Origin of the sequence: Rhodococcus sp. DK176 (genome assembly GCF_038447315.2) — a bacterium.
Classification (GTDB): domain Bacteria; phylum Actinomycetota; class Actinomycetes; order Mycobacteriales; family Mycobacteriaceae; genus Rhodococcus_F; species Rhodococcus_F jostii_A.
Genome location: NZ_CP118321.2, coordinates 4,016,489 through 4,041,380, shown reverse-complemented (window position 1 = coordinate 4,041,380; position 24,892 = coordinate 4,016,489). Strand labels below are relative to the sequence as shown.

Here is a 24,892-nt window from a genome sequence, read left to right as displayed (position 1 = left end):
ATGTCCTGGACAGGTAGCCTCGCGCAGTTACCCGGCATCGCGACTGCCCGGGCGTACCGCCGCGAATGGCTGCGCCCCGACATCACCGCCGGACTCGTCCTCACCGCCCTGCTCATTCCCGCCGGGATGGGGTACGCCGAGGCCGCCGGGTTGCCCGCCTACGCCGGCCTCTACGCCACGATCATCCCGCTCCTCGCCTATGCCCTGGTGGGACCGTCGAAAATCCTCGTGCTCGGCCCGGACTCGTCGCTGGCACCGCTCATCGCCGCGGCGGTTCTGCCTCTCGCCGTGGCCGGCGACCCGGAGAGTGCGCTCGCCCTCGCCGGAGTCCTCGGCGTCCTCGTCGGCCTCATTCTCCTCGTCGGCGGATTCCTGCATCTCGGCTTCGTGACCGAACTTCTGTCGAAGCCCATCCGGCTCGGCTACCTCAATGCGATCGCGCTCATCGTCGTCGTCGGCCAACTGCCCAAGCTGCTCGGGTTCTCCGTCGACGCATCCGGCCTCATCGGAGAGATCGGGGAAATCGGACAGTCCGTCATACAGGGCAACATCGACCCCGTCGCCGCCGCCATGGGGATCGGTTCCCTCGCCGTCATCGTCGGGTTCCGCATCTGGTTGCCCCGCATCCCCGGCGTACTCGTGGCCGTGGTCGGCGCGATAATCCTGTCCGCCGCACTCGGACTCACCGACGACATCGGGATGGTCGGCGCCCTGCCCGCCGGCCTGCCGCTGCCGTCGTTCGGCGGTGTCGACTGGGGAGACGTGGGGAACCTCGTCGGCCCCGCGGCCGGCATCGCGCTGATCGCGTTCGCCGACACAGGGGTGCTGTCCCGCACGTTCGCCGCCCGGCACGGCGAAGACGTGAACGGCAGCACGGAGATGAAGGCGGTCGGCGTGGCCAACATCGCCGGCGGGCTGTTCGGCGGGTTCCCCGTCTCCGCCAGCGGGTCGCGGACCCCGGTGGCCGAACAGAGCGGCGCCCGCACCCAACTGGCATGCGTCGTCGGAGCACTCGCCGTGCTGGTCTTCGTCCTCGTCGCCCCCGGGGTCACCACCTATCTCCCCGACGCGACACTCGGGGCCGTGGTGATCGTCGCCGCCACCGCGCTGGTCGATGTCGGTGGAATGGTCCGGATGTGGCGCATGAGCACCGTGGAGTTCGGGCTCGCCGTTGCGGCATTCCTCGGGGTGGCCCTGGTGGGCGTGCTGCAGGGAATCCTCGTCGCGATCGGGTTGTCCTTCGTCGCGGTGGTCGCGCAGGCGTGGCAGCCGTACCGCACGGAACTCGTCCGGACGCCCGACCGCCCCGGCTTCCACGACGTCCAACGCCACCCCGGCGGCCTCCGCATCCCCGGACTGGTGCTGGTGCGCTTCGACGCTCCCCTCTTCTTCGCCAACGGCGAGATCTTCGACGAATACGTGCGCTCGGTGGTGGCGGCCGCGCCGACCCCGGTCGAGTGGGTGGTCGTGGCCTCCGAGCCGATCACCGGTCTCGACACCACCGCCGTCGACGAACTCGTCGACCTCGACACGTATCTCGAAGGGAAAGAGATCCGGTTGGTGTTCGCGGAGATGAAGGGTCCGATCAAGGACCGGCTCATCCGGTTCGGGGTGGGCGACAGGTTCGATTCGTCGCACTTCTATCCGACCATCGAGTCCGCTGTCACCGCATTCCACAGTCGAGCCGACCACACCGGAGATCCTTCCGGCGGCTGAACCCTCAACCGCGGGGCGCCGCCCCGGTCGCAGTGTGAGTGCCGTACGCCGCCCGCCACAGTCGCACCCAGTCGAACGCAGGCGCAGCCGGACGCACCCCTGGCCTCGTCCTGGGCACCCGCACCCGCAGGGCGTCCGGTTCGATGGTGCACCGCACCGGAGTGCGGAGCAGGAGGGATTCGCCGTCGACTCCCACCGGGATTTCCGGGGTGTCGGCGTCCACGACCACCTCGATCGCCGTTTCCTGCGTCAAGCCGTGAACGTTGGTGCGGCGCAGCAGACCGACCGCCTGCCGGGTGTTCGCCACCGACACGGTGACCGCGCCGAGGACGCCGCGATCGAGACGGTCCCGGCGGCTCAGACCGGCCAGATCACTGTTGCCGTAGGGATTGTTGCTCACCAGGACCGCCTGCGGCCCCTCCACGGCCGTGTCACCGATCCGCGCGACCAATCGTGGCCCGGCGTGCCCGGTGAGCAGATCGGGGAGCAGCGTCAGCACCGTTCCGGCCTTGTCGTCGCGGTAGGCGGGACTGCGCACGATTTCGGCGTAGACCCCGAACGACGCGTTGTTGACGAAGGGTCGGCCGTTGATGGTGCCGAGGTCGACACGCAGCTCGACACCGTCCCGGAGTGCGTCCAGCGATCGGGACGGATCGGTGCGGTCGAGTCCGAGATCCATCGCGAAATGGTTGCGGGTTCCGGCACTGATCACGAGGAACGGCAGGTGGTGCTCGGCCGCGACCGCCGCGACGAGCGCCTGAGTCCCGTCTCCGCCCGCCACCCCCAGCAGATCGGCCCCTTGCGCGACCGCCCGCCGGGCCAGTGCGGTGACGTCGATGGTGGTCGGCCCTTCGAGCAGCTCGACGTCGGCGCCGAGCTCTTCGGCTCTGCGCTTCAGGTCGAATTTCGCGACCTTCCCGCCGCCCGAATGCGGATTCATGATCAGGAACGGGTGCTCCGGTGGCGGGGCAGGGTATTCCGGCATGGTCGTCTCCGCCCGTCTTCCACGCAGGGCGACGCGGGCGCAGACGACGGCCAGCAGCGCCAGCGCGTACGCGAGCAGCACCACCCACAGCAGCTGCGCGCGGACGAACAGTGTCAGCACGATGATCGGCGCGACGATCGCCACTCCCAGGGAGATCCACCGGAGCACTCCGCGCCGGGTGAGGAACCAGTACAACGCCGCCACCGTGACCACGACGCCACCGGTCCCCACGATGAGCAACGCCACGGTGCCCAGCACCCCGGCGAACAGCACGGGCACCGCCGCCGCACCGACGGCGAACACGAACGCCACACGCGCCCACCAACGTCGACCACGGTTGCTGGTATCGGCGGTGCCTGATCTGTTCACGTGACTGCCCCTCACCAGCGGCGTGTACTTTCCTCGCGACGGTGCGACTTCCCGTCGTATGTCCATCTTCCGCCGTACGCGGAGGCGATCGCAGCACATTGCACGCCTCGGACTGCGGCAGCGGTCCGTCCGGTCGGGCGCGTCGACGTCCGGGACTCAGCCGCGAGCGGTCAAGCGCCAGTTCCCGATAGGTCGCCCGCCCGCGGTTTCGTCGAAAGGTCGCGCCATCCGGCGAGCACCCTGTGCACGGCCTCGGCGCCGTGCAACGGGTCGGGCGGTGCGGGCAGGTCGGCGGGATAGATGAGAAAGGGGGTGCTCTGCGGTCCGCCCATACCGCCGTGCGAGCCGACCTGCTCCTCGAACGCCGCGACCTCGTCGGTCTCGGGCCAGTACGCGCCACCGACCATGATGTCGGCGACGTTGTCGAAGGTGTCGGTGCGTCGCACCTTCGCCAGCGCGTCGGGGCCCATCGCCGCGAGCGGGTTCTCACCGGTGACCTCGCCGGTTGTCACGTCGACCTGGCCGTGGGGCCCGAGCACCACGGACCCACCCGGGGCGGCAACGAGCAGGAAGCCGACCCCGGGATGCTCGCGCAGCCCGGTGAGCAGCCCGGGATGGGCAGCCTCGATGGCGTCGGCATCGGCGCGTCCGGGCAGGTGCGGGAAGTAGATCAGACCGAGATTGCCCGAGCCGAGCACGATCGGCTCACCCGTGGAGGCTTGCGCCTCCTCGCCGGCCGTCGGCGAGTGCACGCTGGCCGCCGCGTAGCCGCGCCCCTCCGCCCCGGGCTGTCGGGAGGCTTCGGATGCGCGCTCGTACCAGTGGCGCTGCACCGCGGCCGGTTCGCGCTGTGCGGCAAGCCGGATGACCAACTGCCCCAAAGTTTCCCCGTAGCGTTGCAGGAAGGTCGCGCCCTGACTCTGCCCGTGGTCGGACAGCACGACGACGCGGTAGGGCCGATCGGCCTGCGCCACCACGGCGAGCAGCATCTCGATGACGTCGTCGAGTTTGGTCAGCACCGCGAGGGTCTCGGGACGGGAGATGCCGGAATGGTGCGACACCTCGTCGTAGCCGATCAGGTCGACGTAGACGACGCTGCGCCCCTTGATCAGATCGCCGACCACCGCGGCGGCGGCGACATCGGTGGCGAGCACGGTCGCGAACGCCCGCACGAACGGATAGACCCCGCCCCGCGGCACCCGCGGCTGGATGTCCTTTCGCTTCTGCCGCAGTGACTGGCGTAGTTCCCGTTGCAGTTCCGCGACCATCCGGATGGACGTGCGCAGCGCGCTCGCCGGGTCCGCGAAATAGTCGCTGTAACCGGCACCGCCGCCGAGGCGGGCACCGCGCATGCGGCTGACGACGAGCACGTTGTCGTGCGCGCCGCCGGTGAACAGATTGCCGCGGCTCGCACCGTCGTGCGCCAGCAGGCCGGGGATGCCGGTTCGCTCGAGTTCGCGCTGCTCGTTGTCGGCCGGGTTGCTGAACACCGAAATGTGCTCGGTCGTCTTGTCGTACCAGCGAAACGCCGGCACGTTGTGGTTGGAACCGTGCAGCACGCCCAGCTGGGTCGCACCCGTCTGACTGCTCCAGTCGGTGTGCCACGGCACCAGCCGGTGGGTCTCGCGCACCAACTTCGCCAGACCGGGCGTCACGCCGTCGGCGATCGCACGACGCAGCACGTCGTACCCGAGGCCGTCGATCTGGATACACAACAGTCCCGGTGACGCGTCCACGAGCGCGGCGTTGCGACGCAACCGGAACCGCTGTCGGCGCACCTGCATCAGTCGGTACGCGGTATCGGAGCGGGACGCGATTGCTCCCGAAACCACGGACGTGAACAGCGAGAGCAGCGCCGCGAGAACGAATGCGTCGCTCAACTGGTCCACCGACGCGACCGGCACCAGGTACAGCGTCAACAGCATCATCACGCCGCCGGCGAGGAACACCCCGACGAACAGCAGCACCGGGCCGATCCACGACATGAACCGCATGATCACCGGCCACAGCGCGGCGTTGAGCAGGCCGAACACCAACGCGAGCACCAGCGCGGCCGGGAGCGTCGGGATCGGAGTGAAGCTCGACCGGTCCAGGGTGATGCCGCCGAGGATGCGGTCGAGCACGATGAGCGCGAGCGCCGACGACCCCCAGAGCACGAAGAACTCGACGAGCACCCGCACCACGCCGCCCACCGTGCGCATCGCACCGCCTTTCGTCATCTGGAATCGTAAGGGTGTGAGCGCAACGCCGGGTCCAGTTGCCGCCGCACCCGGTGTGCGCTGGCTCGGACATTCCAGCGCGCTGATCGTGGACCGCGGGACGGTCGTCCTCACCGATCCGGTGCTGACCGACCACGTCGCGCACCTACGCCGCCGCCGAGGGCCCGCACCGATCGGGCCGCACGTGCGCAACCCGGACGCCGTCCTGCTCTCGCACCTGCACGCGGACCATGCGCACCTGCCGTCGCTGCGGCTGCTCGATCCCGACGTCCCGATCGTGGCCCCGTGGCGGGCGGTCGACGGCCTCCCCGCGCTGCGACAGTTCGCCGACCGCCTGGTGCTGCTGAGGCCGGGCGACGAGACAAGGATCGGCAACCTCACCGTGCGCGCCGTGCCCGCCCTACACGACGGCAGGCGCTGGCCGCGCGGCCCGCAGATCGCGCCCGCGGTCGGGTACGTCGTCGAGGGTGACCGGCGGACCTACTTTGCCGGCGACACCGACCTGTACCCCGACCTCGCCGACCACGTCGGCCCTGTCGACCTCGCGCTGCTACCCGTCGGCGGCTGGGGTCCGACCCTCGGCAAGGGTCACCTCGACCCGACTCGCGCCGCGGTCGTCGCACGCCTGGTGGAGGCGGGCCTGGCGGTGCCGATCCACTACGGCACACTGTGGCCGATCGGCCTCGACGCCGTGCGACCCCGGTTGTTCTTCGGCCCGGGCGGGGAGTTCGTCCACCACGCCGAGCGGGCGGGTGTCGTTGCGGTGGAGTTGCACCCGGGTAGCGAACTCGGGGTGTGAATCCGGTTGCTCCGAAACCGTGTCGATCGACGCGTGGGTGTGCTCCGAGGCGCAAAGACGGCCAAAGCGCTCTGGTCGGCTCCTCGATCGGCGGAAACTGGAGGTGGCAATTTCAAGTCGCACCATCGCCGAGAAGGTGGTGATCCGGGCGGTGTCGATGGACGAGGACGGCGTGCGAAGTCTCTCCCGACATGCGCGGGCGCGTGTGCTGGTTCCGGCGATCCTGCGCCCGGTGTGCGCCACGGCAGTGCTGGTGAGCGCATACTTCCTGCTGCCCTTCACCACGGTCGACAACCTGCGCACCGTGTCCCTGGTGGTCGGGGGTCTCGCTGTGGTCTGCGCGGTGTATGTCTGGCAGATCCGCAGGGTGCTGCGTGCCGAGTACCCGGTCGCGCAGGCGGTCGAGGCGTTGGCCGTCACCGTGGGGGTCTACCTCGTCGCCTACGCGACGACGTACTTTCTGCTCTCGCAATCGGGGCCGGACAACTTCAGCGAAGTATTGACCCGCCTCGACGCCCTCTATTTCACCCTGACGGTATTCACCACAGTCGGATTCGGTGACATCGTGGCCTCCACGGAGACCGCGAGGGCGGTGGTGTCGGCACAACTCATCGGCAACCTGATCCTGATCTCGTTGGGCATCCGGGTGCTGACCGCGTCGGTTCGCTGGCGGCGAAAGCCCGGGATCGCCCGTGACTCGGCGGCGCCCTGACAACCGGTACTCGACGGGTTCGCGACCTAGAGCCGCTCCTCATAGCCCGGCTTCCATGTCGCGACAGCCCAGATCACGAACACGTCCAGCACGATCATGACCACCGACCACCACGGGTAGTGGGGCAGCCACAGAAAATTGGCGAGGAGCGAGAGAGCACAGATCACCATGGCGCCGACACGGGCCCACGTCGCCCCGGTGAACAACATGACACCGACGGCCGCAACGATCACACCGAGCACCAGGTGAATCCAACCCCACGCGGTCGTGTCGAACTGGTAGATGTACTCGGGGCCCGCCACGACGAGGTCGTCCTGCATGAGTGCCGAGATTCCCGACAGCACATGGAGAATTCCGATAGTGAGCAAAACTATCGCCGCCACCATGGACGTCGCGGCCGCGACCCCCTGCTTGACCAACGACTCGTCGGACATGGCGATCCCCTTCCCGGACAAACCTTGGCCTGCAAATATTTTCCGTCGCCGCGTCGAGCAAGGTCAATACGCGCCCGTCCGGTCATCTTCCTGACAAGGGGTGATCCGGCGGAGGATACTTACTTTCGCCAGTTCATTTCGTACGTTGACGAAAGAGGAATGGTCATGTCCGATGAATCGCTGGTCAAGCAAGGTGTGGCAAAGGGAACGTCGATGGGCGGGGCGGTTCTTCTCGTCACCGTCGGCGTGCTCGAATTCCTGCAGGGGATCTCCGCGGTAGCCAAGGACGACGTGATCGTCGTCGGCATCGAGTACACCTACCAATTCGACGTCACTACCTGGGGTTGGATCCATCTCGTGCTCGGCGTGATCGTCGCGGCCGTCGGCGCGGCACTGTTCACCGGGGCTACCTGGGCGCGTGTCGGCGCGATGGTGCTGTGCGCCCTGTCGATCTTCGTCAACTTCCTGTGGCTGCCCTACTACCCCCTGTGGGCGATCACGATCATCGCACTGAACGCCGTCGTGATCTGGGCGGTCGCCACCTGGAACCCCGAAGTGATCTGATCCGCAATGGAAGACGGCACGAGCACCGGCTCACTCGACAAGGACGAACGCGCCGAACTCCTCCGGTTGCGCGACGAGGTGGCGACGCTGCGCGGACAGGCCGCGGGCGCCGCCGCGGGTGTTCCGGCAGAACCGGTCTCCCGCCCACCCCGGAACGGATTGCGCTGGACGGCGGTGGCGATCCTTCTGGTGCTGGTCGCCGTTCTCGCGCTCGCGTCGGTCACCGCGCGCTTCACGAGAAGTCAGATCCTCGACACCGACCGCTACGTGAGCACGGTGGCCCCCCTGGGTTCGAATCCGGCCCTCCAGGCAGACATCACGAACCAGATCACCGACGAGATCTTCGCCCGAGTCGATGTCGAAGGGCTCACCAAGGAAGCACTGACGGCACTGACCGACGTCTCGAATCTCGCTGCGAACGCGCCCCGGCTGGACGCGGCCGTCGTCGGCCTCGCACCGGTCATCACCAGCCAGGCAAAGAATTTCGTCCACGACACCGTCAGCTCACTCGTGCAGTCCCAGCAGTTCGAGGACCTGTGGATCCAGGCGAACCGTTCGGCGCACAACGCACTCGTGGCGGTGATGACGGGCAACTACGGCCTCAGCTCGGTGGAGGTCGACCAGAGCGGCACCGTCAGCATCTCCCTCGGCACCGTCATCGACAGGGTCAAGGCCGCGCTGACCGAGCGTGGTTTCGCGTTCGCCGACAAGATCCCCTCCGTGGACAAACAATTCGTGCTGTTCCAATCACCCGAACTGGTGAAGGCGCAGCGAGCCGTCAACGCCCTCGACAAGGCCTCGGCGATCCTGCCGTGGCTGGGCATCGCGTGCGCCGCCGCCGCGGTCGCCGTCGCCCCCAGAGGCCGTCGGCTGCGCGCCCTCTCCCTCGCCGGCCTGGCGATCGCACTGGGAATGCTCGTCCTCGCAATCGGGATACTCATCGGACGCGCGATCTACCTCGACAGTGTCCCACCGGACATCCTGTCGCCCGACGCGGCGACGGCGGTCATCGACACCGTCCTGGTGCCGTTGCGGACGAGCCTGCGCGCGGTCGCGGTCCTCGGTCTGGTGATCGCGATCGGAGCCTTCCTCACCGGCGGCTCGTCGTCCGCGACCGCCGTGCGTCGCGGCTATGGTCAGGCACTGGACTTCGTCCGCAAATCCGGCGCGGGCCGACCGCCGAACGAAGTGGAACGGTGGGCCAACCAGCTTCGAGTTCCACTGCGCTGCACCATCATCGGTATAGCGGCTCTGCTTCTGGTGTTCTGGCGCTACCCCACCGGACTGGTCGTGCTGTGGATCGTCTTCATCGCGCTACTCGCGCTCGCGGCCCTCGAACTGCTCATCCGCCCGGCCCGCACAGCCACCGAACAGGACTCGGGATCTACGCCGATGCCTTCGTCGTGAGCGCCCGGCCCCGAAACGTTCTGCGATACGCCGACGGGGGGACGCCGAGCACGGCGCCCATGTGCTGACGCAGGGACACCGCAGTCCCGAAACCGACCTCGCGGGCGATGACGTCGACGGACAGGTCGGTGGTCTCGAGGAGTTGTCGCGCGCGGTCGACCCGGTGGGTGATCAGCCAGCGGTTCGGGGTGGTGCCGACCTCTTCACCGAACCGCCGCGTGAACGTGCGGACGCTCATGTTCGCGTGCGCAGCCAGCCGGCTCAGCGTCAGCGACTCACCCAGCCGATCCAGCGCCCAGTCCCGGGTGGTCGCGGTGGACTCCGCCGTGGTCTCCGGAATCGGCCGCTCGATGTACTGCGCCTGCCCGCCGTCGCGCCACGGTGGGACGACGCAGCGGCGCGCCACCTGATTGGCGACGTCGGCGCCGTGGTCGCGGCGCACGATGTGGAGGCAGAGGTCGAGTCCGGCCGCGACACCTGCCGAGGTGAGGATGTGCCCCTCGTCCACGAACAGCACGTCGGGATCGACCCGGACCCGCGGATAGGTGCGTTGGAAGTGTTCGGCGTTCCGCCAGTGCGTGGTCGCGCGCAATCCGTCGAGCAGCCCGGCCGCGGCGAGGATGTAGGAGCCGGTGCAGATGGAGACGTAGCGCGTGCCGGGCCGGACGAAGGCGAGAGCCGCCTCGAGGTTCGGGGGCAGATGCCCGTCGTCGTAGGCCGGGCCGAGTTCGTAGGACGCCGGGATCACCACCGTGTCGGCCTCGGCCAGCAATTCGGGCCCGTGATCGACGGACACCGAGAAATCGGCGTCCGAACGCACGGGCCGTCCGTCGGCCGTGCAGGTCTGCACCTCGTACAGCGGATTCCCGTCGGCGTCCTGCGCCCGTCCGAAAACTCGCGACGGAATGCCGAGTTCGAACGGGATCACACCGTCCAGGGCGAGCACAACCACACGATGACGTTCGACCATGGCCAGATTCTTTCACATGTTGTCATTCCGGCAACTGTTCCGGCGAGACGACGTCCCGCAGACTTACCGTCGTGACGTCCGAAATCGCGCCCCCGGCACCTCCTGCCCGAACCGCCCCGCCGCGCCTCCACTACGCCTGGCTGGTCGCCGCCGTCGCGTTCCTCGCCCTCGTGGGGGCCGCCAGCTTCCGGGCGGCGCCCTCCATCCTGATTGACCCACTCCACGAGGACTTCGGCTGGTCGCGGGCGAGCATCTCCTCCGCGGTGTCGATCAACCTGGTGCTGTACGGGCTGACCTCGCCGTTCGCGGCGGCGCTCATGGAACGCTTCGGCATGCGGCGGGTGGTCACCGCGGCGCTGGTCCTGGTGTCCGCCGGCAGCGGACTGACCGTCTTCATGACCGCCACCTGGCAACTCGTACTGCTGTGGGGCGTACTCGTCGGGCTGGGCACCGGCTCGATGGCGCTCGCCTTCGTGGCCACCGTCGTCGACCGCTGGTTCGTCGCCCGCCGCGGCCTCGTCACCGGCATCCTCACCGCGGGCAGCGCCGCCGGACAGCTGGTGTTCCTGCCGGTCCTCGCGATGGTCGCCGAGCACTACAACTGGCAGGTCGTGGCGCTGACGGTGTCGTTCGCGGCCCTCGCCGTCGTACCGCTGGTGCTCGTGTTCCTGCGCAACCGGCCGTCCGACGTCGGGACGGTGCCGTACGGCGCCGGACCCGACTACGTCGCGGAACCACCCGCCCCGACCGGTCGCGGCGGTGCCGCGGGCCGGGCCGTGACCGTGCTGGTGTCGGCGGCGCGGACCCGGGTGTTCTGGCTGCTGGCCGGCACGTTCGCCATCTGTGGGGCGAGCACCAACGGACTCGTCGGAACCCACTTCGTCCCGGCCGCGCACGACCACGGCATGCCGGTGACGGCGGCGGCGAGCCTGCTCGCGGTGATCGGGATCTTCGACGTGATCGGCACCATCGCGTCGGGGTGGTTCACCGACCGATTCGATTCACGCAAGCTCCTCGGCATCTACTACCTGCTGCGCGGGATCTCGCTGATGCTGCTGCCGATCCTGTTCGCGAACACCGTGCACCCGCCGATGATCGCGTTCGTCATCTTCTACGGACTCGACTGGGTGGCGACAGTACCCCCGACGGTTGCACTGTGCCGCAAGCACTTCGGTGGGGACGCACCCATCGTGTTCGGCTGGGTGCTGGCGTCGCACCAGATCGGCGCCGGCATCGTGGCGTTCCTCGCGGGACTGGTGCGCGACCAGTTCGGCGGCTACGACTCCGCGTTCTACGTCGCGGGCGGACTGTGCGCGATTGCCGCCGTCATGTCTCTGGCCATCGTCGCGAAACCCCGCAAGATGGCGTCCGAGATGAGTTGACCTGCGCCGAAACCACTCCCCCGGGCGGCCCCGGTTCCTAAGATCGATACATGGCAGCTCAGCGTGCGTCGGACGAGGTCATTGACCGCTCCAAGATCGAGAATCGGGCTCCGTCGGTAGCCGCATTGTTCGTGGATCGGGTGGCCCACTCACCCAACCGCGAAGCGTTCCGATACGTCGACGCGGCGGACCCGAAGCAGTGGTCCAGCGTCACCTGGTCCGAGGCGGGCGACCGTGTACGCAACCTCGCGGCCGGTCTCATCGTCCTCGGTGTGCAGGCCGAGCAGCGGGTGGCACTCGCATCCGCCACCCGCTACGAGTGGGTGCTGGCAGACCTCGCCGTCATGTGCGCGGGCGCCGCCACCACCACGGTCTATCCCACCACCACGGCCGGCGACGTCGCCTACATCGTCGCCAACTCCGGCAGCCGCGTCGTCTTCGCCGAGGACGACGCGCAGCTGGCCAAGCTGCGCGAGAACCGCGGCGAACTCGGCGACGTCGAGAAGGTCGTTCTGATCGACGGCGACCCCGGAGACGACGACTGGGTGATCACGTTCGACCAGCTAAACGACCTCGGCGAAGAATTGCTCGCCGAGACACCCGACGCCGTGCACGACCGGATCGAGGCGATCGCCCCCGACGACCTCGCCACCCTCATCTACACGTCCGGCACCACCGGCAGACCCAAAGGTGTGCGGCTGTCGCACTCGGCGTGGACGTACGAGGCGGCCGCGATCGACGCCACCGGCATCCTCGACGCCGACGACCTGCAATACCTCTGGCTCCCCCTGTCCCATGTGTTCGGGAAGGTCCTGCTCACCCTGCCGCTGCAGATCGGTTTCGCGACGGCGGTCGACGGTCGCGTCGACAAGATCGTGGAGAATCTCGCGGTCGTCAAACCCACGTTCATGGGCGCGGCCCCCCGCATCTTCGAGAAGGCGTACGCGCGGATCGTCTCCACCGTGCGCGAGGAGGGCGGGCTGAAGGAGAAGATCTTCGACTGGGCCGTCGGCGTCGGGCTGCGGGTGTCGAAGGCCAAGCAGGCGGGCAAGAGTCCGTCGCTGCTCGACTCGGTTCAACACGCCGTCGCGGATCGGCTGGTGTACAGCACGATTCGCGAACGGTTCGGCGGCCGCCTGAAGTTCTTCATCTCCGGTTCCGCGGCGCTCAATCGTGATGTCGCGCAATGGTTCGACGCCGTCGGCATCGTCGTCCTCGAAGGGTACGGACTGTCCGAGACCAGTGCCGCGTCGTTCGTCAACCGCCCCTCGGCGTACCGGTTCGGCACCGTCGGCTGGCCCATCCCGGGCACCGAGACCCGGATCGGCGAGGACGGCGAAATCCTCATCAAGGGTCCCGGCGTGATGAGCGGATACCACGAGAACCCCGAAGCCACAGCCGAAGCGCTCACCGACGACGGCTGGTTCCACACCGGCGACATCGGCGAACTGGACGACAACGGCTACCTGCGGATTACCGACCGCAAGAAGGACATGTTCAAGACGTCCAACGGCAAATACGTTGCACCGTCCGCCGTGGCAGCCACGTTCAAGGGCATCTGCCCGTACGTCGGTGAACTCATCGTCGACGGCGAAGGGAAGTCGTACTGCGTCGCCCTGATCTCCCTCGACGCCGAATCGATCGGCGAGTGGGCAAAGAATCACGACCTGGGTGGCAAGTCTCTCGCCGAGATCGCGAACGCCCAGGAAACCCGCAACCTGATCGGCGGATACGTCGAGGAACTCAACGCTGGCTTGAACCGGTGGGAGCAGATCAAGAAGTTCCGCATCCTCGACCGGGAACTCACCGTCGAGAACGGCGAGATCACACCGAGCATGAAGCTCAAGCGCAAGGTCGTGATGACCAATTTCTCCGACGAACTCCACGATCTCTACAACTGAGTTGACCCTCACGCGACGTCAGGCTGCACGGTAGAGGACGTGAGCGAGAAACACACGGTCGGCGTGGTCGCCAGGCTGGTCGGAGTGAGTGTGCGCACCCTGCACCACTACGACGAGATCGGTCTGGTGACACCGTCCGACCGCACACCCGGTCGATACCGCAGCTATTCGGACGCCGACGTGGAACGTCTGCACCGCGTGCTGACGTACCGCGAACTGGGTTTCCCCCTCGAGGAGATCGCAGCCCTCCTCGACGACCCGGACGTCGATGCCCTCGCGCATCTACGGCGACAGCACGCGTTGCTGAGCGAACGGATCGATCGCTTACACGAGATGGCTGCAGCCGTGGAGAAGATGATGGAGGCGAGAAGCATGGGCATTCAGCTCACCCCCGAAGAGCAGAACGAAATCTTCGGCGACAACTGGCCGGGCGAGGAGTACGCCGCCGAGGCCGAAGAGCGCTGGGGCGACACCGACGCGTGGAAGCAGTCCCAGCAGCGGTCCGCGAAGATGAGCAAAGAGGACTGGAAGCGAATCAAGGCCGAGGGAGACGCATTCGAGGCGTCGCTCGCGCAGGCGATGGCCGACGGCGTCGAACCCGGTTCCGATCGGGCCAACGCACTCGCCGAGGAACACCGCGCCGGCATCGAACGGTTCTACGACTGCGATTACGCAATGCAGGTGAACCTCGCCGAGATGTATCTCGCCGACGACCGCTTTCGCCGGCACTACGACGACGTCGCCCCCGGTCTCGCGCAGTACGTCCGGGACGTCATCGTCGCGAATGCCGAGCAGCGGTAACGGGAACAGCGCGGACTCGATGACGCACCGTCGTCGAGTTCGCTCCGTTTTTCAGCACTATCCTGGGACCCATGTCCGATGCGCAGCGTCCCAGCCCCCGTCAGTACGTCGGGTATCTGTTCGGTCGCACGCTGCCGGATTCGATGCAGGACTGGGTCCGCAACGACCTCGTCGGGCCGGGAGCCTCGGTGCGGTACGTCCTCCGCTTCATGCTTCCCGTCGCCGCGGTGCTGGCGTTGTTCCTCCTCATCCCCGGTCCCATCTGGATCCCGCTGGCGATGATGGCCCTCCTGCTGCTCCCCCTGCTCTACTTTGCGGTCGCGCTGATGAACATCTACCGTCGCCACCGTCTGCTCAGCCACGGCCTCGATCCGGACCTCGTGGGCGAGAAGGCGCAGCGCCGCGCCGACCGCACGCGCGAGGACTACGAGCGCCGCCACGGCCGCACCGAGGACCAGTAGCGGCAGCATGATGCATCACACTCTCGCCTCGACAGTGACGCAGCGCACGTGAACGATCGATAAGTAATGCGTTAAAGTGGCGGCGTCCGAGTGGGTAATCCCACGAACCGCGTACCCCACAGGGTGCAGCGCAGGTTCCGACAGCCTCGACGGGAAGAGCAGTCATAGATGACAGTCACAGATTCGGCGGTCACGCCCGATATTCACACGACGGCGGGAAAGCTCGCCGACCTGCGTAATCGTCAGGCCGAGGCGCAGCACCCGAGCGGTGAAGCCGCGGTCGAAAAGGTCCACGCCAAGGGCAAGCTCACCGCCCGCGAACGCATCACCGCCCTGCTCGACGAGGGCAGCTTCGTCGAACTCGACGCCCTCGCCCGGCACCGCTCGGTGAACTTCGGCCTCGCCGACAACCGCCCCGTCGGCGATGGCGTCGTCACCGGCTACGGCACCGTCGACGGCCGCGACGTGTGCGTGTTCTCCCAGGACGCCACCGTCTTCGGCGGCTCCCTCGGCGAAATCTACGGCGAAAAAATCGTCAAGGTCATGGACCTCGCCCTCAAGACCGGGCGCCCCCTGATCGGCATCAACGAAGGCGCCGGCGCCCGCATCCAGGAAGGCGTCGTCTCCCTCGGCCTCTACGGCGAAATCTTCCACCGCAACGTCCAGGCCTCCGGGGTCATCCCGCAGATCTCCCTGATCATGGGCCCCGCCGCCGGCGGCCACGTCTACTCCCCCGCCCTGACCGACTTCGTCGTCATGGTCGACCAGACCTCCCAGATGTTCGTCACCGGCCCCGACGTCATCAAAACCGTCACCGGCGAAGACGTCACCATGGAAGATCTGGGCGGCGCGCACACCCACATGGTCAAGTCCGGCGTCGCCCACTACGTCGCCTCCGGCGAACAAGACGCCCTCGACTACGTCAAGGACCTGCTGTCCTACCTGCCGTCCAACAATCAGGCCGCGGCCCCCCGGATGCTGCCCACCGACCCGATCACCGGCTCCATCGACGACTCGCTGACCGCCGAGGACCTCGAACTCGACACCCTCATCCCGGACTCGGCGAACCAGCCCTACGACATGCACGAGGTCATCCGCCGCATCCTCGACGACGACGAATTCCTCGAGGTCCAGGCCGAACGCGCCGGCAACATCGTCGTCGGCTTCGGCCGCGTCGACGGCCGTAGCGTCGGGATCGTCGCCAACCAGCCCACCGTCTTCGCCGGCTGCCTCGACATCGACGCCTCCGAAAAAGCCGCCCGCTTCGTGCGCACCTGCGACGCGTTCAACGTCCCCATCATCACCCTCGTCGACGTCCCCGGCTTCCTGCCCGGCACCGACCAGGAATACAACGGCATCATCCGCCGCGGCGCGAAACTGCTCTACGCCTACGGCGAGGCCACCGTCGGGAAGATCACCGTCATCACCCGCAAGGCCTACGGCGGCGCCTACGACGTGATGGGCTCCAAGCACATGGGCGCCGACGTCAACCTCGCCTGGCCCACCGCCCAGATCGCCGTCATGGGCGCCTCCGGCGCCGTCGGCTTCGTCTACCGCAAACGCCTCCTCGAGGCCGCCAAGAACGGCGACGACGTCGACGCCCTGCGCCTGCAACTGCAACAGGAATACGAGGACACCCTCGTCAACCCGTACGTCGCCGCCGAACGCGGCTACGTCGACGCCGTCATCCCCCCGTCCCACACCCGCGGACAGATCGTGGCCGCCCTGCGCCTCCTCGAACGCAAGATGGTCACCCTCCCGCCCAAGAAGCATGGGAACATCCCCCTATGAGCGGCGGCGAATCGTTTGGCACCTTGACCGCAGAATTGGCGGTTGACGAGGTGCTCGACGAGATCGCGCTGGACGCCGACATCGCTGAAGAGCCGCCGGCGGCGCCGGCCGTGACGTTCACGGGCAACCCGAGCGACACCGACATCGCCGCGGTGCTCGCAGTGTTCGCTGCGATCGCCTCGTCCGGTTCCGCGGCGGAAGCGCCCGCGTCCGATAACGATTCGTGGGGCACTCCCGCCCTCATTCTGCGTCGGCAAGTAGCCGCCGCTGCCGTCCTGGTCAACGCAGGCTACTGAAACTGTAGAAAAGGGAAGACATTTCGATGAGTAGTGCACGTATTTCCAAGGTGCTCGTCGCGAACCGCGGTGAGATTGCAGTGCGGGTGATCCGGGCCGCCGCCGATGCCGGCCTGGCCAGCGTCGCCGTCTACGCCGAACCCGACGCCGACGCCCCGTTCGTGCGCCTGGCCGACGAAGCATTCGCCCTCGGCGGGCAGACCTCCGCCGAGTCCTACCTGGTGTTCGACAAAATCTTGGACGCCGCCGCCAAGTCCGGCGCCGACGCCATCCACCCCGGCTACGGTTTCCTCTCCGAGAACGCCGACTTCGCGCAGGCCGTGATCGACGCCGGCCTGATCTGGATCGGCCCCTCCCCGCAATCGATCCGCGACCTCGGCGACAAGGTCACCGCCCGGCACATCGCCGAAAAAGCCAAGGCCCCGATGGCCGCCGGCACCAAGGACCCCGTCAAGAACGCCGACGAGGTCGTCGCCTTCGCCCAGGAATACGGGGTCCCCGTCGCCATCAAGGCCGCGTTCGGCGGCGGCGGCCGCGGCATGAAGGTCGCCCACACCATCGAGGAAATCCCCGAACTGTTCGACTCCGCCACCCGCGAGGCCGTCGCCGCGTTCGGCCGCGGCGAATGCTTCGTCGAACAGTATCTGGACAAGGCCCGCCACGTCGAAGCCCAGGTCATCGCCGACCAGCACGGCAACGTCATCGTCGCCGGCACCCGCGACTGCTCCCTGCAACGCCGCTTCCAGAAACTCGTCGAGGAGGCCCCCGCCCCGTTCCTCACCGACGACCAACGCCACCGCATCCACACCTCCGCCAAGGCCATCTGCAAAGAGGCCGGCTACTACGGCGCCGGCACCGTCGAATACCTCGTCCAGGGCGACACCGTCTCCTTCCTCGAGGTCAACACCCGCCTGCAGGTCGAACACCCCGTCACCGAGGAAACCGCCGGCATCGACCTGGTCCTGCAACAGTTCAAGATCGCCAACGGCGAACGCCTCGACCTCACCGAGGACCCCACCCCCCGCGGCCACGCCTTCGAATTCCGCATCAACGGCGAGGACGCCGGCCGCGGCTTCCTGCCCGCCCCCGGCCCGGTCACCAAGTTCGTGCCCCCCACCGGCCCCGGCGTCCGGATGGACTCCGGCGTCGAAACCGGCTCGGTGATCGGCGGCCAGTTCGACTCCATGCTCGCCAAACTCATCGTCACCGGCGCCACCCGCGACGAGGCCCTGGCCCGCGCCCGCCGCGCCCTCGCCGAATTCCAGGTCGAAGGACTGGCCACCGTCATCCCGTTCCACCGGGCCGTCGTCTCCGACCCCGCCTTCATCGGCGACGGCACCTCATTCGACGTCTACACCAAGTGGATCGAAACCGAATGGGACAACCAGATCGAACCGTTCACCGGCACCCAGCCGATCGACGAGGACGAAACCCTGCCCCGGCAGAACGTCGTCGTCGAGGTCGGCGGCCGCCGCGTCGAGGTGTCCCTGCCCGGCCAGTTCACCCTCGGCACCGGCGGCGGTGCCGCACCCGGGGCGGTCCGCAAGAAGCCCAAGGCCCGCACCCGCGGCGGCGCCCACGGCGGCGCCGCCTCCGGTGACGCCGTCACCGCCCCGATGCAGGGCACCGTCGTCAAGGTCGCCGTCGAAGAAGGCCAACAAGTCGCCGAGGGCGACCTCATCGCCGTCCTCGAGGCCATGAAGATGGAAAACCCCGTCAACGCCCACAAGGCCGGCACCGTCACCGGCCTCGCCGTCGAACCCGGCGCCGCCATCACCCAGGGCACCGTCCTCGCCGAACTGAAATAGCTTGTGAGTACTTGTCAACCGCCCGCGGTTGGCAAGTACTCACGGGTGGCGGCCGTGCATGGCGGCCGTCACCCGCACCGCGGCGTCGCGGACCATTTCACCGATCTCCGCCGTGCGCACACCCGACATCGGCCGGGACGCGTCGGCGACGCACAGCACGACCGCGGGTTCACTGTCACGGTTGAATGCCGCCGCATTGATCGACAGCGGTTGGTAGCTGCCCTCCGGGTCGATGTCACCGACCACCGCATCCGCCGACAACAATTTGCGCGCCTCCCGCAACGCGACGGTCGAGCGGTGCCCGCCCACACCGCGACCGCGGAGTTCCGACACGGCATCCGCGAGCGAATGCTGTTGCTGCTCCATGCATTCCATCGCGTATCCGCGCTCCCGGACGAGCGCGAGGGCCGGCTCGTATGTTGCCCGCAGCACGTCCACGTCGACTCCGAGATTCTGCCCGCCGAGGGCATACCATTCCTCGCGCCGTTCCGGCGGATACCAGGCCGCGATCCCCGAACCGATGGGCGGCGCGAGCAGCACCTTGTCGCCGAGCCGCAGACCCAGGGTTCCGCGGCGTCCCCCGACCGGCTGCACCACCTCCGCGACCACCACGTCGCTGCCCGATTGTACGAACGCGATGGACGCCATGTCGGACGCGTCGGCCAGTTCGTGCATCACCGACCGCGCGAGGTCGACCACGTCCGTGGCCGTCTCGGCGGCGCGCCCGACCGGGATCAGCGCCGGCCCGAGACGGTAGGTCTTGCGGGTGGGGTGCCGGATGAGCCAACCGGCCTCGGTCAGGGCCACGACCATCGGATAGCAGGTGGCCTTCGCGACGCCGAGGTGCCGGGCGATGTCGGCGAGGCTGCGGGGCGTCTCCGGCTCGTCTGCCAGGAGTTCCGTGAGCATCACGATACGTTCGGTCTGCGGTGAATTTCGTGCCATGTGTTTGCATAATGCCACTCTGGCGGCGCACTGTGACGAGGGATACAGTCGAGCTGTCTGAACGATCGCTAAATTGCCTGGCCATCCGTCACAGCCGCTGCAGGAAGTGAAACTCATGAAACGCTTCGATCTACGTCGCCGGACCGACCGACTCGATCCCGAGACGCAGCACGAAGAGATGTACCGGATTCTCGCCACTCAGGAATTTCCCTGGGACATCAACCAAGCCCTCAGCTTCGCGCTGTTCCGGACGTACGCCGTGCCCACCATCGGCCGGTTGCTGTTCGAGACCGGCGAGTTCACCGAACGCGTGCAGAAGCGCTACGACGACACCGGACTGATCCTCGACGCCGTTCTCGAACACGGCTTCACCAGCGATCCCGGTCGCGTCGCCATCCGCCGGATGAACCAGATGCACGGCTCCTACGACATCTCCAACGACGACATGCGGTACGTGCTGTCGACGTTCGTGGTGACCCCGGTGCGCTGGATCGACGACTTCGGCTGGCGGAAACTCACCCGCAACGAGATCGTCGGGTCCACCAACTATTACCGTGCGCTCGGCAAGTACATGGGCATCAAGCAGATTCCCGAGACCTTCGAGGCGTTCGAGAAATTCCTCGACGACTACGAGCGTGACCACTTTCTCTTCGACCGGGGTGGCCGCGCCGTCGCCGACTCGACGCTCGAACTCCTCTGCACGTTCCCGCCGAACAACCTCGCGCCCGCCGCCCTGATCAAGCGCTTCTCCTGGGCACTCATGGACGATCCGCTTCTCGACGCGTTCGCCTACCGCAGACCGTCCCGCCTCGCGCGGACTTTGTCGCGGGGTGCGTTGAAGGCCCGCGCCCGCCTCGTCCGGTTCTACCCCGTGCGCACCGAGCCCAAGTTCGCCCGCGACCTTCCTAACATTCGCAGCTACCCGACCGGGTACGAAGTGGAGAAACTGGGCACCTTCCCCAGAACCTGCCCCGTGCAGCACACCAACGGTACGGTCGCGCGGGAAAACACCGCATCCTGAACCGCTTTGGAAGCGTGATCGACGGAAAGCCGTGTGTTCGAACTATTTTCGGACACACGGTGAATGGGGGCGGATACCACCGGGTTCTGCCGTAACGTGGCTGCGCGTAGAGACCGTCGACAGGAAGGGATTTTGTGCGCTTCTCGCGAGGGACCCTGACCATTGCCGCACTGGCAGGAGCGGCCTCACTCGCTCTGGCCCCCATGGCAACCGCCGCCACCACCTATCAGATCAACGTCGTCCCACCGATCGGAACCGTCTACGCCAACAACCTGGTGACGCTCGGTGCGCTCGTCACCCCCACCCCGACGGGGACGGACGGCACCACCCCGGTCGAGCTGGAACTCACCGACCCCTCCGGCGACGTGACCGCGCGGTCGATCCCCCTCACCCTGGGCGCCGGGACGGCCGCGATCCGGACCCACGAGGCCGGCCGCTACACCGCCGTCTTCACGTTCGCGCCACCGAACGGCGAGCCGACCGAGACGACGACGGAATTCGATGCCGTCGCGTCACCGGGGCTGGGCCTGGGGAGCTGACAACCGAAACTGCCGAGACGCATCGCCGGTCAGACGCCGGCGGTGCGCCTCTTCTTCGGCTTGACGGGAGCTTCGATGGACCCCACGGTCTTCATCGCGATCTCGACGTACTTGCGGGCCACCGCGTCCGGGGTCAGCTTGCCCTCGGCGTGATACCAGCGCGGAATCGACTGGCACATACCGAGGAGCGCCCGCGTCGTCTCCGCCGCATCCGACACGTCGAAGAGCTCCCGCTTCTTGCCTTCCTTGACTATCTCGAGGACCAGTTCCTCCACACCCTTGCGGACCGTGCGGTAACGCTGCCGGTTCTCCGGGCTCAGGTAGCGCACCTCGCTCTCGAGCGCCGCAAGACGGGATCGCATGGTCATCCGCAGCACGATCGCCTCGATGACGTTGGCGAGTCGCTGCACCGGATCGTCGCCGCCATCGGCGCTCGCGGCGTGGGCACGCTCGAGGACGTCGCTGGTGGAGAGCTCCAGGAGCGCCAGGAGAACGGCCTCCTTGTTCTCGTGGTGGTAATAGAGAGCGGGTACCGTGACACCGACTCGGCGGGCGATGTCGCGCACCGAGGTGCCGTGGAAACCGTGCTCGTAGAACGCGTCGAGGGAGGCGCTGAGGATCGGCGTCAACTTCGTGGGTTCGAGGCGGCGCCAGTCCGCTGCGTTGCCGACCTCGGTGGGCGTCGCACCCTTGGATGAGCTGACCATCGAAGACCTATCTACCGCTCGCTATGCCAGGACGGGTCAAGTGTAGCTGTTCAGATAGTCGGCGAAGGTCTGCGGCGGCCGTCCGGTGAGCGTCTCGACATCCCCCGTCACGACCGCCAACTCACCGGCCGCGATCGCTGCGTACGAGGTCACCCACCCTGCGACCTCGAAATCCGGCGCCCCGAAGTGGGCGCGGGACGCGTACGCCTCGTCCAGCGTCTCGTCCTCGAACCGCACCGAACGTCCGGTCACCCTCGTGATCGTCTCGGCGGCCTCGGTGAGGGTGAACGCCTCCGGCCCGGTCAGCCGGTAGGTGACGCCGTCGTGGTCGCCGTTGCCGGTGGTGAGGACCGCCGTCACCGCATCGGCGACGTCGTCGGGCGCGACCGCGCTCACCCGGCCGTCCCCGGCGGGACCCCGGATGACGCCCTGATCGTCGGCCATCAGCGGGATCATCGACTGGTACCAGCTGTCCTGCAGGAACGTGTACTTCAGCCCGGACTCCCGGATGTGCTGCTCCGTGAAGTAGTGGTCGCGCCCGAACGTGAACGTGCACTCGGGCGCCGCGCCCAGAAACGACAGGTAGACGATCCGCTCCACCCCGGCGGCACGGGCGGCGTCCACGGCGGTGCGGTGCTCCTCGCGGCGGGTGGCGCTCTCGTGTCCCGAGACCAGGAACAGCAACCGGACGCCGTCCAGCGCGGCGGTCATCGCCGGACCGTCGGCATACGTGGCCACCGCGAACGCGGAGTCGTAATGCTCGGCCAGCGGCTCGAGCCGCTGCGCGTTCCGCCCGATCAGCCGGACCCCGGCGCCGCCGCCGAGCCGCTCGAGCACCTTGCCGCCGATCGACCCCGTGGCTCCTGTCACTGCAATGGTCATGCCCCGCATTCTCCCAGCGCCGGCCCTCTATCCTGACGCGTATGACTGAACCCGTGGCAACCGCTGACCTGGCAGACGAGATCGGACCCGACATCCGGAGCTGCGACACGCAGTTCATCCAGTTCGGCGGCCGTGAAGTGTTCTCCGGCCCCATCACGACCATCAAGTGCTTCCAGGACAACCTGCTGGTCAAGCAGACCCTCGGCGAACCCGGCAACGGCGGCGTCCTGGTGGTCGACGGTGACGCCAGCATCCACACCGCCCTGGTCGGCGACATCATCGCCGGACGCGGCGTCGACAACGGCTGGGCCGGTGTGATCGTCAACGGCGCGGTCCGCGACTCGGCGATCCTGAAGACCCTCGACATCGGTGTCAAGGCACTGGGCACCAACCCCCGCAAGAGCACCCAGACCGGCTCCGGCGAGAAGAACGTCCCGATCGAGATCGGCGGCGTCACGTTCAATCCCGGCGAGACCGTCTACAGCGATCAGGACGGCGTCGTCGTCCGCTGACCCGACGAGAACCGCGCGAACCCCGAGGAGGCGTCGATGTCCGACGAAATCCGTTCCAAGGTAGCCGGGCTGATGCCCGCGGCCCGTGACGAACTCGCCGAACTGGTGGCGATGCGGTCGGTGGCCGATCCGCGGCAGTTCCCACCGGAGGAATGCGTTCGCGCCGCCGAATGGGTCCGGGACGCCTTCCTCGGGGCCGGAATCGGACAAGTCGAACTGCTCGAGACATCCGACGGGTCACACGCCGTCGTCGGACATCAGCCCGCGCCCGCCGGGGCCCCGACGGTACTGCTGTACTGCCACTACGACGTTCAACCGCCCGGCGACGAGAAACTCTGGCACACCGACCCCTTCACCCTCACCGAGCGAGACGGCCGCTGGTACGGGCGCGGCGCTGCCGACTGCAAGGGCAACATCGTGATGCACCTGCTGGCGCTGCGCGCACTCGGCACCCCGTTCCCCGTCGGCATCAGAATCGTCGCCGAAGGATCCGAGGAGATGGGCACCGGCGGGCTCGAGAACCTCGTCGAGGCCAGGCCCGAACTCTTCGACGCCGACATGATCCTCGTCGTCGACACCGGAAACGCCGCGGTCGGCAGCCCGACCGTCACCACGACGCTGCGCGGCATCGCGAACGTCGTGGTCCACGTCGAGACCCTGGCCGGGGAGGTGCATTCGGGCATGTTCGGCGGGCCCGCCCCCGACGCGCTGGCCGCCCTCGTCCAGATGCTCGCCACCCTGCGTGACGCGGACGGCAACACCGTCGTCGACGGGCTCGAGTCGGACCAGAAGTGGACGGGCGTCGACTACCCCGAGGCGCAGTTCCGCACCGACGCCGGCGTGCTCGACGGTGTGCGTCTCGCCGGTTCGAGTTCCGTCGCCGACGCCGTGTGGGCACGGCCGGCGCTGACGATCCTCGGCATCGACTGCCCGCCGGTGGTCGGCTCTGCCGCCGCCATCCCGCCGCGCGCATCGGCGCGCCTCAACCTGCGGGTGCCACCCGGAATGGACCCGCGGAACGCGCAGGACGCGCTCGCCGCGCACCTCGAGAACGCCGCCCCGTGGGATGCGCGGGTGACGGTGGAACGCGAAGCGGTGGGCTCCCCGTTCCGCGCCACCACCGACGGTCCCGGCTACGCGGCCCTCGGTGCGGCGATGGAGGAGGCGTTCGGGAAGGAACTCGGAACCGCCGGGCAGGGCGGCTCCATCCCACTGTGCAACGTCTTCTCCGCCGTCCTCCCGACAGCGGAGATCGCCCTGATCGGGGTGGAGGAACCGCGCTGCCTCATCCACGCCCCCAACGAAAGTGTGGATCCCGGCGAAATCGAGAACCTCGCCGTCGCCGAAGCGCTGTTCCTGCAGAGATTCGCGACCGCCGGCCGTCAGGACTGAGAACTCACCCGAGCCGTCATCCCACCGATCTCCACGACGTCCCCGTCCCGTAACTGCCGCCCCCGCCGCACCTCGACCTCTCCGTTCACCGACACGAGTCCGTCGGCGATCACTTCCTTCGCCTCGGCACCCGACTCGATGAGGTTGGCGAGCTTGAGGAATTGGCCGAGACGGATGGATTCGTCGCGGATCGGGACGGCGTCGTGGATGTCGGACATGCCTCTATCTTCCCTCTCGACCCAAATCGCGGCCCGACGGCTCACACTGAACACTGGAACA

Annotated in this window: 24 protein-coding genes; 16 read left to right on the top strand and 8 right to left on the bottom strand. The window is 67.8% G+C overall.

The window, feature by feature from the left end; translation table 11 throughout:
* On the top strand, positions 1-1,716 hold the full coding sequence (locus PSR88_RS19050; protein WP_011596321.1) for a SulP family inorganic anion transporter: 1,716 nt from the start codon (positions 1-3) through the stop codon (positions 1,714-1,716).
* Between the two features lie 4 nt (positions 1,717-1,720).
* Here PSR88_RS19050 and PSR88_RS19045 read toward each other — a convergent pair whose 3' ends face one another.
* Positions 1,721-3,013 carry a diacylglycerol/lipid kinase family protein gene (locus PSR88_RS19045; protein WP_009476823.1) on the bottom strand — a complete coding sequence of 431 codons (1,293 nt, stop codon included), beginning with the start codon at positions 3,011-3,013 and terminating at the stop codon, positions 1,721-1,723.
* 227 nt (positions 3,014-3,240) lie between these two features.
* A complete protein-coding gene (locus tag PSR88_RS19040) occupies positions 3,241-5,271 on the bottom strand; it encodes a phage holin family protein (RefSeq protein ID WP_029539732.1) in 2,031 nt (676 codons plus the stop codon).
* Positions 5,272-5,305: 34 nt separating this feature from the next.
* Here PSR88_RS19040 and PSR88_RS19035 point away from each other — a divergent pair, with 34 nt between their 5' ends.
* Entirely contained in the window at positions 5,306-6,088 is a 783-nt protein-coding gene (locus PSR88_RS19035; RefSeq protein ID WP_051004195.1) for an MBL fold metallo-hydrolase, read from the top strand.
* 103 nt (positions 6,089-6,191) lie between these two features.
* Entirely contained in the window at positions 6,192-6,800 is a 609-nt protein-coding gene (locus tag PSR88_RS19030) for a potassium channel family protein (RefSeq protein WP_016884676.1), read from the top strand.
* Positions 6,801-6,826: 26 nt separating this feature from the next.
* On the opposite strand, the gene PSR88_RS19025 is transcribed toward PSR88_RS19030, so the two are convergent.
* Positions 6,827-7,234, bottom strand: a complete 408-nt coding sequence (locus PSR88_RS19025; protein ID WP_011596316.1) for a hypothetical protein — start codon at positions 7,232-7,234, stop codon at positions 6,827-6,829.
* 165 nt (positions 7,235-7,399) lie between these two features.
* On the opposite strand from PSR88_RS19025, the gene PSR88_RS19020 reads away from it, so the two are divergent.
* On the top strand, positions 7,400-7,798 hold the full coding sequence (locus PSR88_RS19020; RefSeq protein WP_009476818.1) for a hypothetical protein: 399 nt from the start codon (positions 7,400-7,402) through the stop codon (positions 7,796-7,798).
* Positions 7,799-7,804: 6 nt separating this feature from the next.
* Positions 7,805-9,205 (top strand): hypothetical protein, encoded by a 1,401-nt coding sequence (locus PSR88_RS19015; RefSeq protein WP_009476817.1) that lies wholly within the window; start codon positions 7,805-7,807, stop codon positions 9,203-9,205.
* On the opposite strand, the gene PSR88_RS19010 is transcribed toward PSR88_RS19015, so the two are convergent.
* Positions 9,183-10,175 carry a GlxA family transcriptional regulator gene (locus tag PSR88_RS19010; RefSeq protein ID WP_016884679.1) on the bottom strand — a complete coding sequence of 331 codons (993 nt, stop codon included), beginning with the start codon at positions 10,173-10,175 and terminating at the stop codon, positions 9,183-9,185. The two genes, PSR88_RS19015 and PSR88_RS19010, sit on opposite strands and share 23 nt — an antisense overlap.
* A gap of 71 nt (positions 10,176-10,246) precedes the next feature.
* Here PSR88_RS19010 and PSR88_RS19005 point away from each other — a divergent pair, with 71 nt between their 5' ends.
* From PSR88_RS19005 to PSR88_RS18975, 7 genes are all read left to right on the top strand, one after another.
* Positions 10,247-11,557 carry an MFS transporter gene (locus PSR88_RS19005; protein ID WP_016884680.1) on the top strand — a complete coding sequence of 437 codons (1,311 nt, stop codon included), beginning with the start codon at positions 10,247-10,249 and terminating at the stop codon, positions 11,555-11,557.
* Between the two features lie 50 nt (positions 11,558-11,607).
* Complete coding sequence (locus PSR88_RS19000) at positions 11,608-13,458, top strand: AMP-dependent synthetase/ligase (RefSeq protein ID WP_016884681.1); 1,851 nt, start codon at positions 11,608-11,610, stop codon at positions 13,456-13,458.
* Between the two features lie 39 nt (positions 13,459-13,497).
* Positions 13,498-14,259, top strand: a complete 762-nt coding sequence (locus tag PSR88_RS18995; protein ID WP_016884682.1) for a MerR family transcriptional regulator — start codon at positions 13,498-13,500, stop codon at positions 14,257-14,259.
* A gap of 71 nt (positions 14,260-14,330) precedes the next feature.
* Complete coding sequence (locus PSR88_RS18990; RefSeq protein ID WP_009476812.1) at positions 14,331-14,720, top strand: DUF5313 family protein; 390 nt, start codon at positions 14,331-14,333, stop codon at positions 14,718-14,720.
* 168 nt (positions 14,721-14,888) lie between these two features.
* Positions 14,889-16,511 carry an acyl-CoA carboxylase subunit beta gene (locus tag PSR88_RS18985; protein ID WP_342338343.1) on the top strand — a complete coding sequence of 541 codons (1,623 nt, stop codon included), beginning with the start codon at positions 14,889-14,891 and terminating at the stop codon, positions 16,509-16,511.
* Between the two features lie 23 nt (positions 16,512-16,534).
* Positions 16,535-16,807, top strand: coding sequence for an acyl-CoA carboxylase epsilon subunit (locus PSR88_RS18980; RefSeq protein WP_237726922.1), 273 nt, complete (start codon positions 16,535-16,537; stop codon positions 16,805-16,807).
* A gap of 26 nt (positions 16,808-16,833) precedes the next feature.
* Complete coding sequence (locus PSR88_RS18975) at positions 16,834-18,615, top strand: acetyl/propionyl/methylcrotonyl-CoA carboxylase subunit alpha (RefSeq protein WP_342338342.1); 1,782 nt, start codon at positions 16,834-16,836, stop codon at positions 18,613-18,615.
* 39 nt (positions 18,616-18,654) lie between these two features.
* Here PSR88_RS18975 and PSR88_RS18970 read toward each other — a convergent pair whose 3' ends face one another.
* A complete protein-coding gene (locus PSR88_RS18970; RefSeq protein ID WP_029539735.1) occupies positions 18,655-19,560 on the bottom strand; it encodes an IclR family transcriptional regulator in 906 nt (301 codons plus the stop codon).
* Between the two features lie 115 nt (positions 19,561-19,675).
* Between PSR88_RS18970 and PSR88_RS18965 the strand changes: the two genes are divergently transcribed.
* Positions 19,676-20,581: an oxygenase MpaB family protein gene (locus tag PSR88_RS18965; protein ID WP_009476808.1), complete on the top strand. Its 906-nt coding sequence runs from the start codon at positions 19,676-19,678 to the stop codon at positions 20,579-20,581.
* A gap of 134 nt (positions 20,582-20,715) precedes the next feature.
* Positions 20,716-21,120, top strand: coding sequence for a hypothetical protein (locus PSR88_RS18960; protein WP_016884685.1), 405 nt, complete (start codon positions 20,716-20,718; stop codon positions 21,118-21,120).
* A 29-nt stretch (positions 21,121-21,149) separates the two neighbouring features.
* On the opposite strand, the gene PSR88_RS18955 is transcribed toward PSR88_RS18960, so the two are convergent.
* The gene (locus tag PSR88_RS18955; protein ID WP_009476806.1) at positions 21,150-21,827 is read right to left on the bottom strand and encodes a TetR/AcrR family transcriptional regulator; all 678 of its coding nucleotides are present in this window, start codon (positions 21,825-21,827) and stop codon (positions 21,150-21,152) included.
* Positions 21,828-21,863: 36 nt separating this feature from the next.
* On the bottom strand, positions 21,864-22,709 hold the full coding sequence (locus tag PSR88_RS18950; protein ID WP_011596307.1) for an SDR family oxidoreductase: 846 nt from the start codon (positions 22,707-22,709) through the stop codon (positions 21,864-21,866).
* Between the two features lie 41 nt (positions 22,710-22,750).
* Between PSR88_RS18950 and rraA the strand changes: the two genes are divergently transcribed.
* The gene (gene rraA, locus PSR88_RS18945; RefSeq protein WP_005563989.1) at positions 22,751-23,221 is read left to right on the top strand and encodes a ribonuclease E activity regulator RraA; all 471 of its coding nucleotides are present in this window, start codon (positions 22,751-22,753) and stop codon (positions 23,219-23,221) included.
* A 36-nt stretch (positions 23,222-23,257) separates the two neighbouring features.
* Entirely contained in the window at positions 23,258-24,613 is a 1,356-nt protein-coding gene (locus tag PSR88_RS18940) for a dipeptidase (RefSeq protein ID WP_011596306.1), read from the top strand.
* Here PSR88_RS18940 and PSR88_RS18935 read toward each other — a convergent pair.
* The gene (locus tag PSR88_RS18935) at positions 24,604-24,831 is read right to left on the bottom strand and encodes an RNA-binding S4 domain-containing protein (protein WP_005263380.1); all 228 of its coding nucleotides are present in this window, start codon (positions 24,829-24,831) and stop codon (positions 24,604-24,606) included. The two genes, PSR88_RS18940 and PSR88_RS18935, sit on opposite strands and share 10 nt — an antisense overlap.
* Positions 24,832-24,892: the final 61 nt, after the last annotated feature.

What these genes read in the sequence shown, in the direction of transcription:
- PSR88_RS19050 (WP_011596321.1), top strand. Translation starts at nt 1, where the DNA reads ATGTCCTGGACAGGTAGCCTCGCGCAGTTACCCGGCATCGCGACTGCC.
- PSR88_RS19040 (WP_029539732.1), bottom strand. Translation starts at nt 5,271, where the DNA reads ATGCGCACGGTGGGCGGCGTGGTGCGGGTGCTCGTCGAGTTCTTCGTG.
- PSR88_RS19025 (WP_011596316.1), bottom strand. Translation starts at nt 7,234, where the DNA reads ATGTCCGACGAGTCGTTGGTCAAGCAGGGGGTCGCGGCCGCGACGTCC.
- PSR88_RS19020 (WP_009476818.1), top strand. Translation starts at nt 7,400, where the DNA reads ATGTCCGATGAATCGCTGGTCAAGCAAGGTGTGGCAAAGGGAACGTCG.
- PSR88_RS19015 (WP_009476817.1), top strand. Translation starts at nt 7,805, where the DNA reads ATGGAAGACGGCACGAGCACCGGCTCACTCGACAAGGACGAACGCGCC.
- PSR88_RS19010 (WP_016884679.1), bottom strand. Translation starts at nt 10,175, where the DNA reads ATGGTCGAACGTCATCGTGTGGTTGTGCTCGCCCTGGACGGTGTGATC.
- PSR88_RS19000 (WP_016884681.1), top strand. Translation starts at nt 11,608, where the DNA reads ATGGCAGCTCAGCGTGCGTCGGACGAGGTCATTGACCGCTCCAAGATC.
- PSR88_RS18990 (WP_009476812.1), top strand. Translation starts at nt 14,331, where the DNA reads ATGTCCGATGCGCAGCGTCCCAGCCCCCGTCAGTACGTCGGGTATCTG.
- PSR88_RS18985 (WP_342338343.1), top strand. Translation starts at nt 14,889, where the DNA reads ATGACAGTCACAGATTCGGCGGTCACGCCCGATATTCACACGACGGCG.
- PSR88_RS18975 (WP_342338342.1), top strand. Translation starts at nt 16,834, where the DNA reads ATGAGTAGTGCACGTATTTCCAAGGTGCTCGTCGCGAACCGCGGTGAG.
- PSR88_RS18970 (WP_029539735.1), bottom strand. Translation starts at nt 19,560, where the DNA reads ATGGCACGAAATTCACCGCAGACCGAACGTATCGTGATGCTCACGGAA.
- PSR88_RS18965 (WP_009476808.1), top strand. Translation starts at nt 19,676, where the DNA reads ATGAAACGCTTCGATCTACGTCGCCGGACCGACCGACTCGATCCCGAG.
- PSR88_RS18955 (WP_009476806.1), bottom strand. Translation starts at nt 21,827, where the DNA reads ATGGTCAGCTCATCCAAGGGTGCGACGCCCACCGAGGTCGGCAACGCA.
- PSR88_RS18950 (WP_011596307.1), bottom strand. Translation starts at nt 22,709, where the DNA reads ATGACCATTGCAGTGACAGGAGCCACGGGGTCGATCGGCGGCAAGGTG.
- rraA (WP_005563989.1), top strand. Translation starts at nt 22,751, where the DNA reads ATGACTGAACCCGTGGCAACCGCTGACCTGGCAGACGAGATCGGACCC.
- PSR88_RS18940 (WP_011596306.1), top strand. Translation starts at nt 23,258, where the DNA reads ATGTCCGACGAAATCCGTTCCAAGGTAGCCGGGCTGATGCCCGCGGCC.
- PSR88_RS18935 (WP_005263380.1), bottom strand. Translation starts at nt 24,831, where the DNA reads ATGTCCGACATCCACGACGCCGTCCCGATCCGCGACGAATCCATCCGT.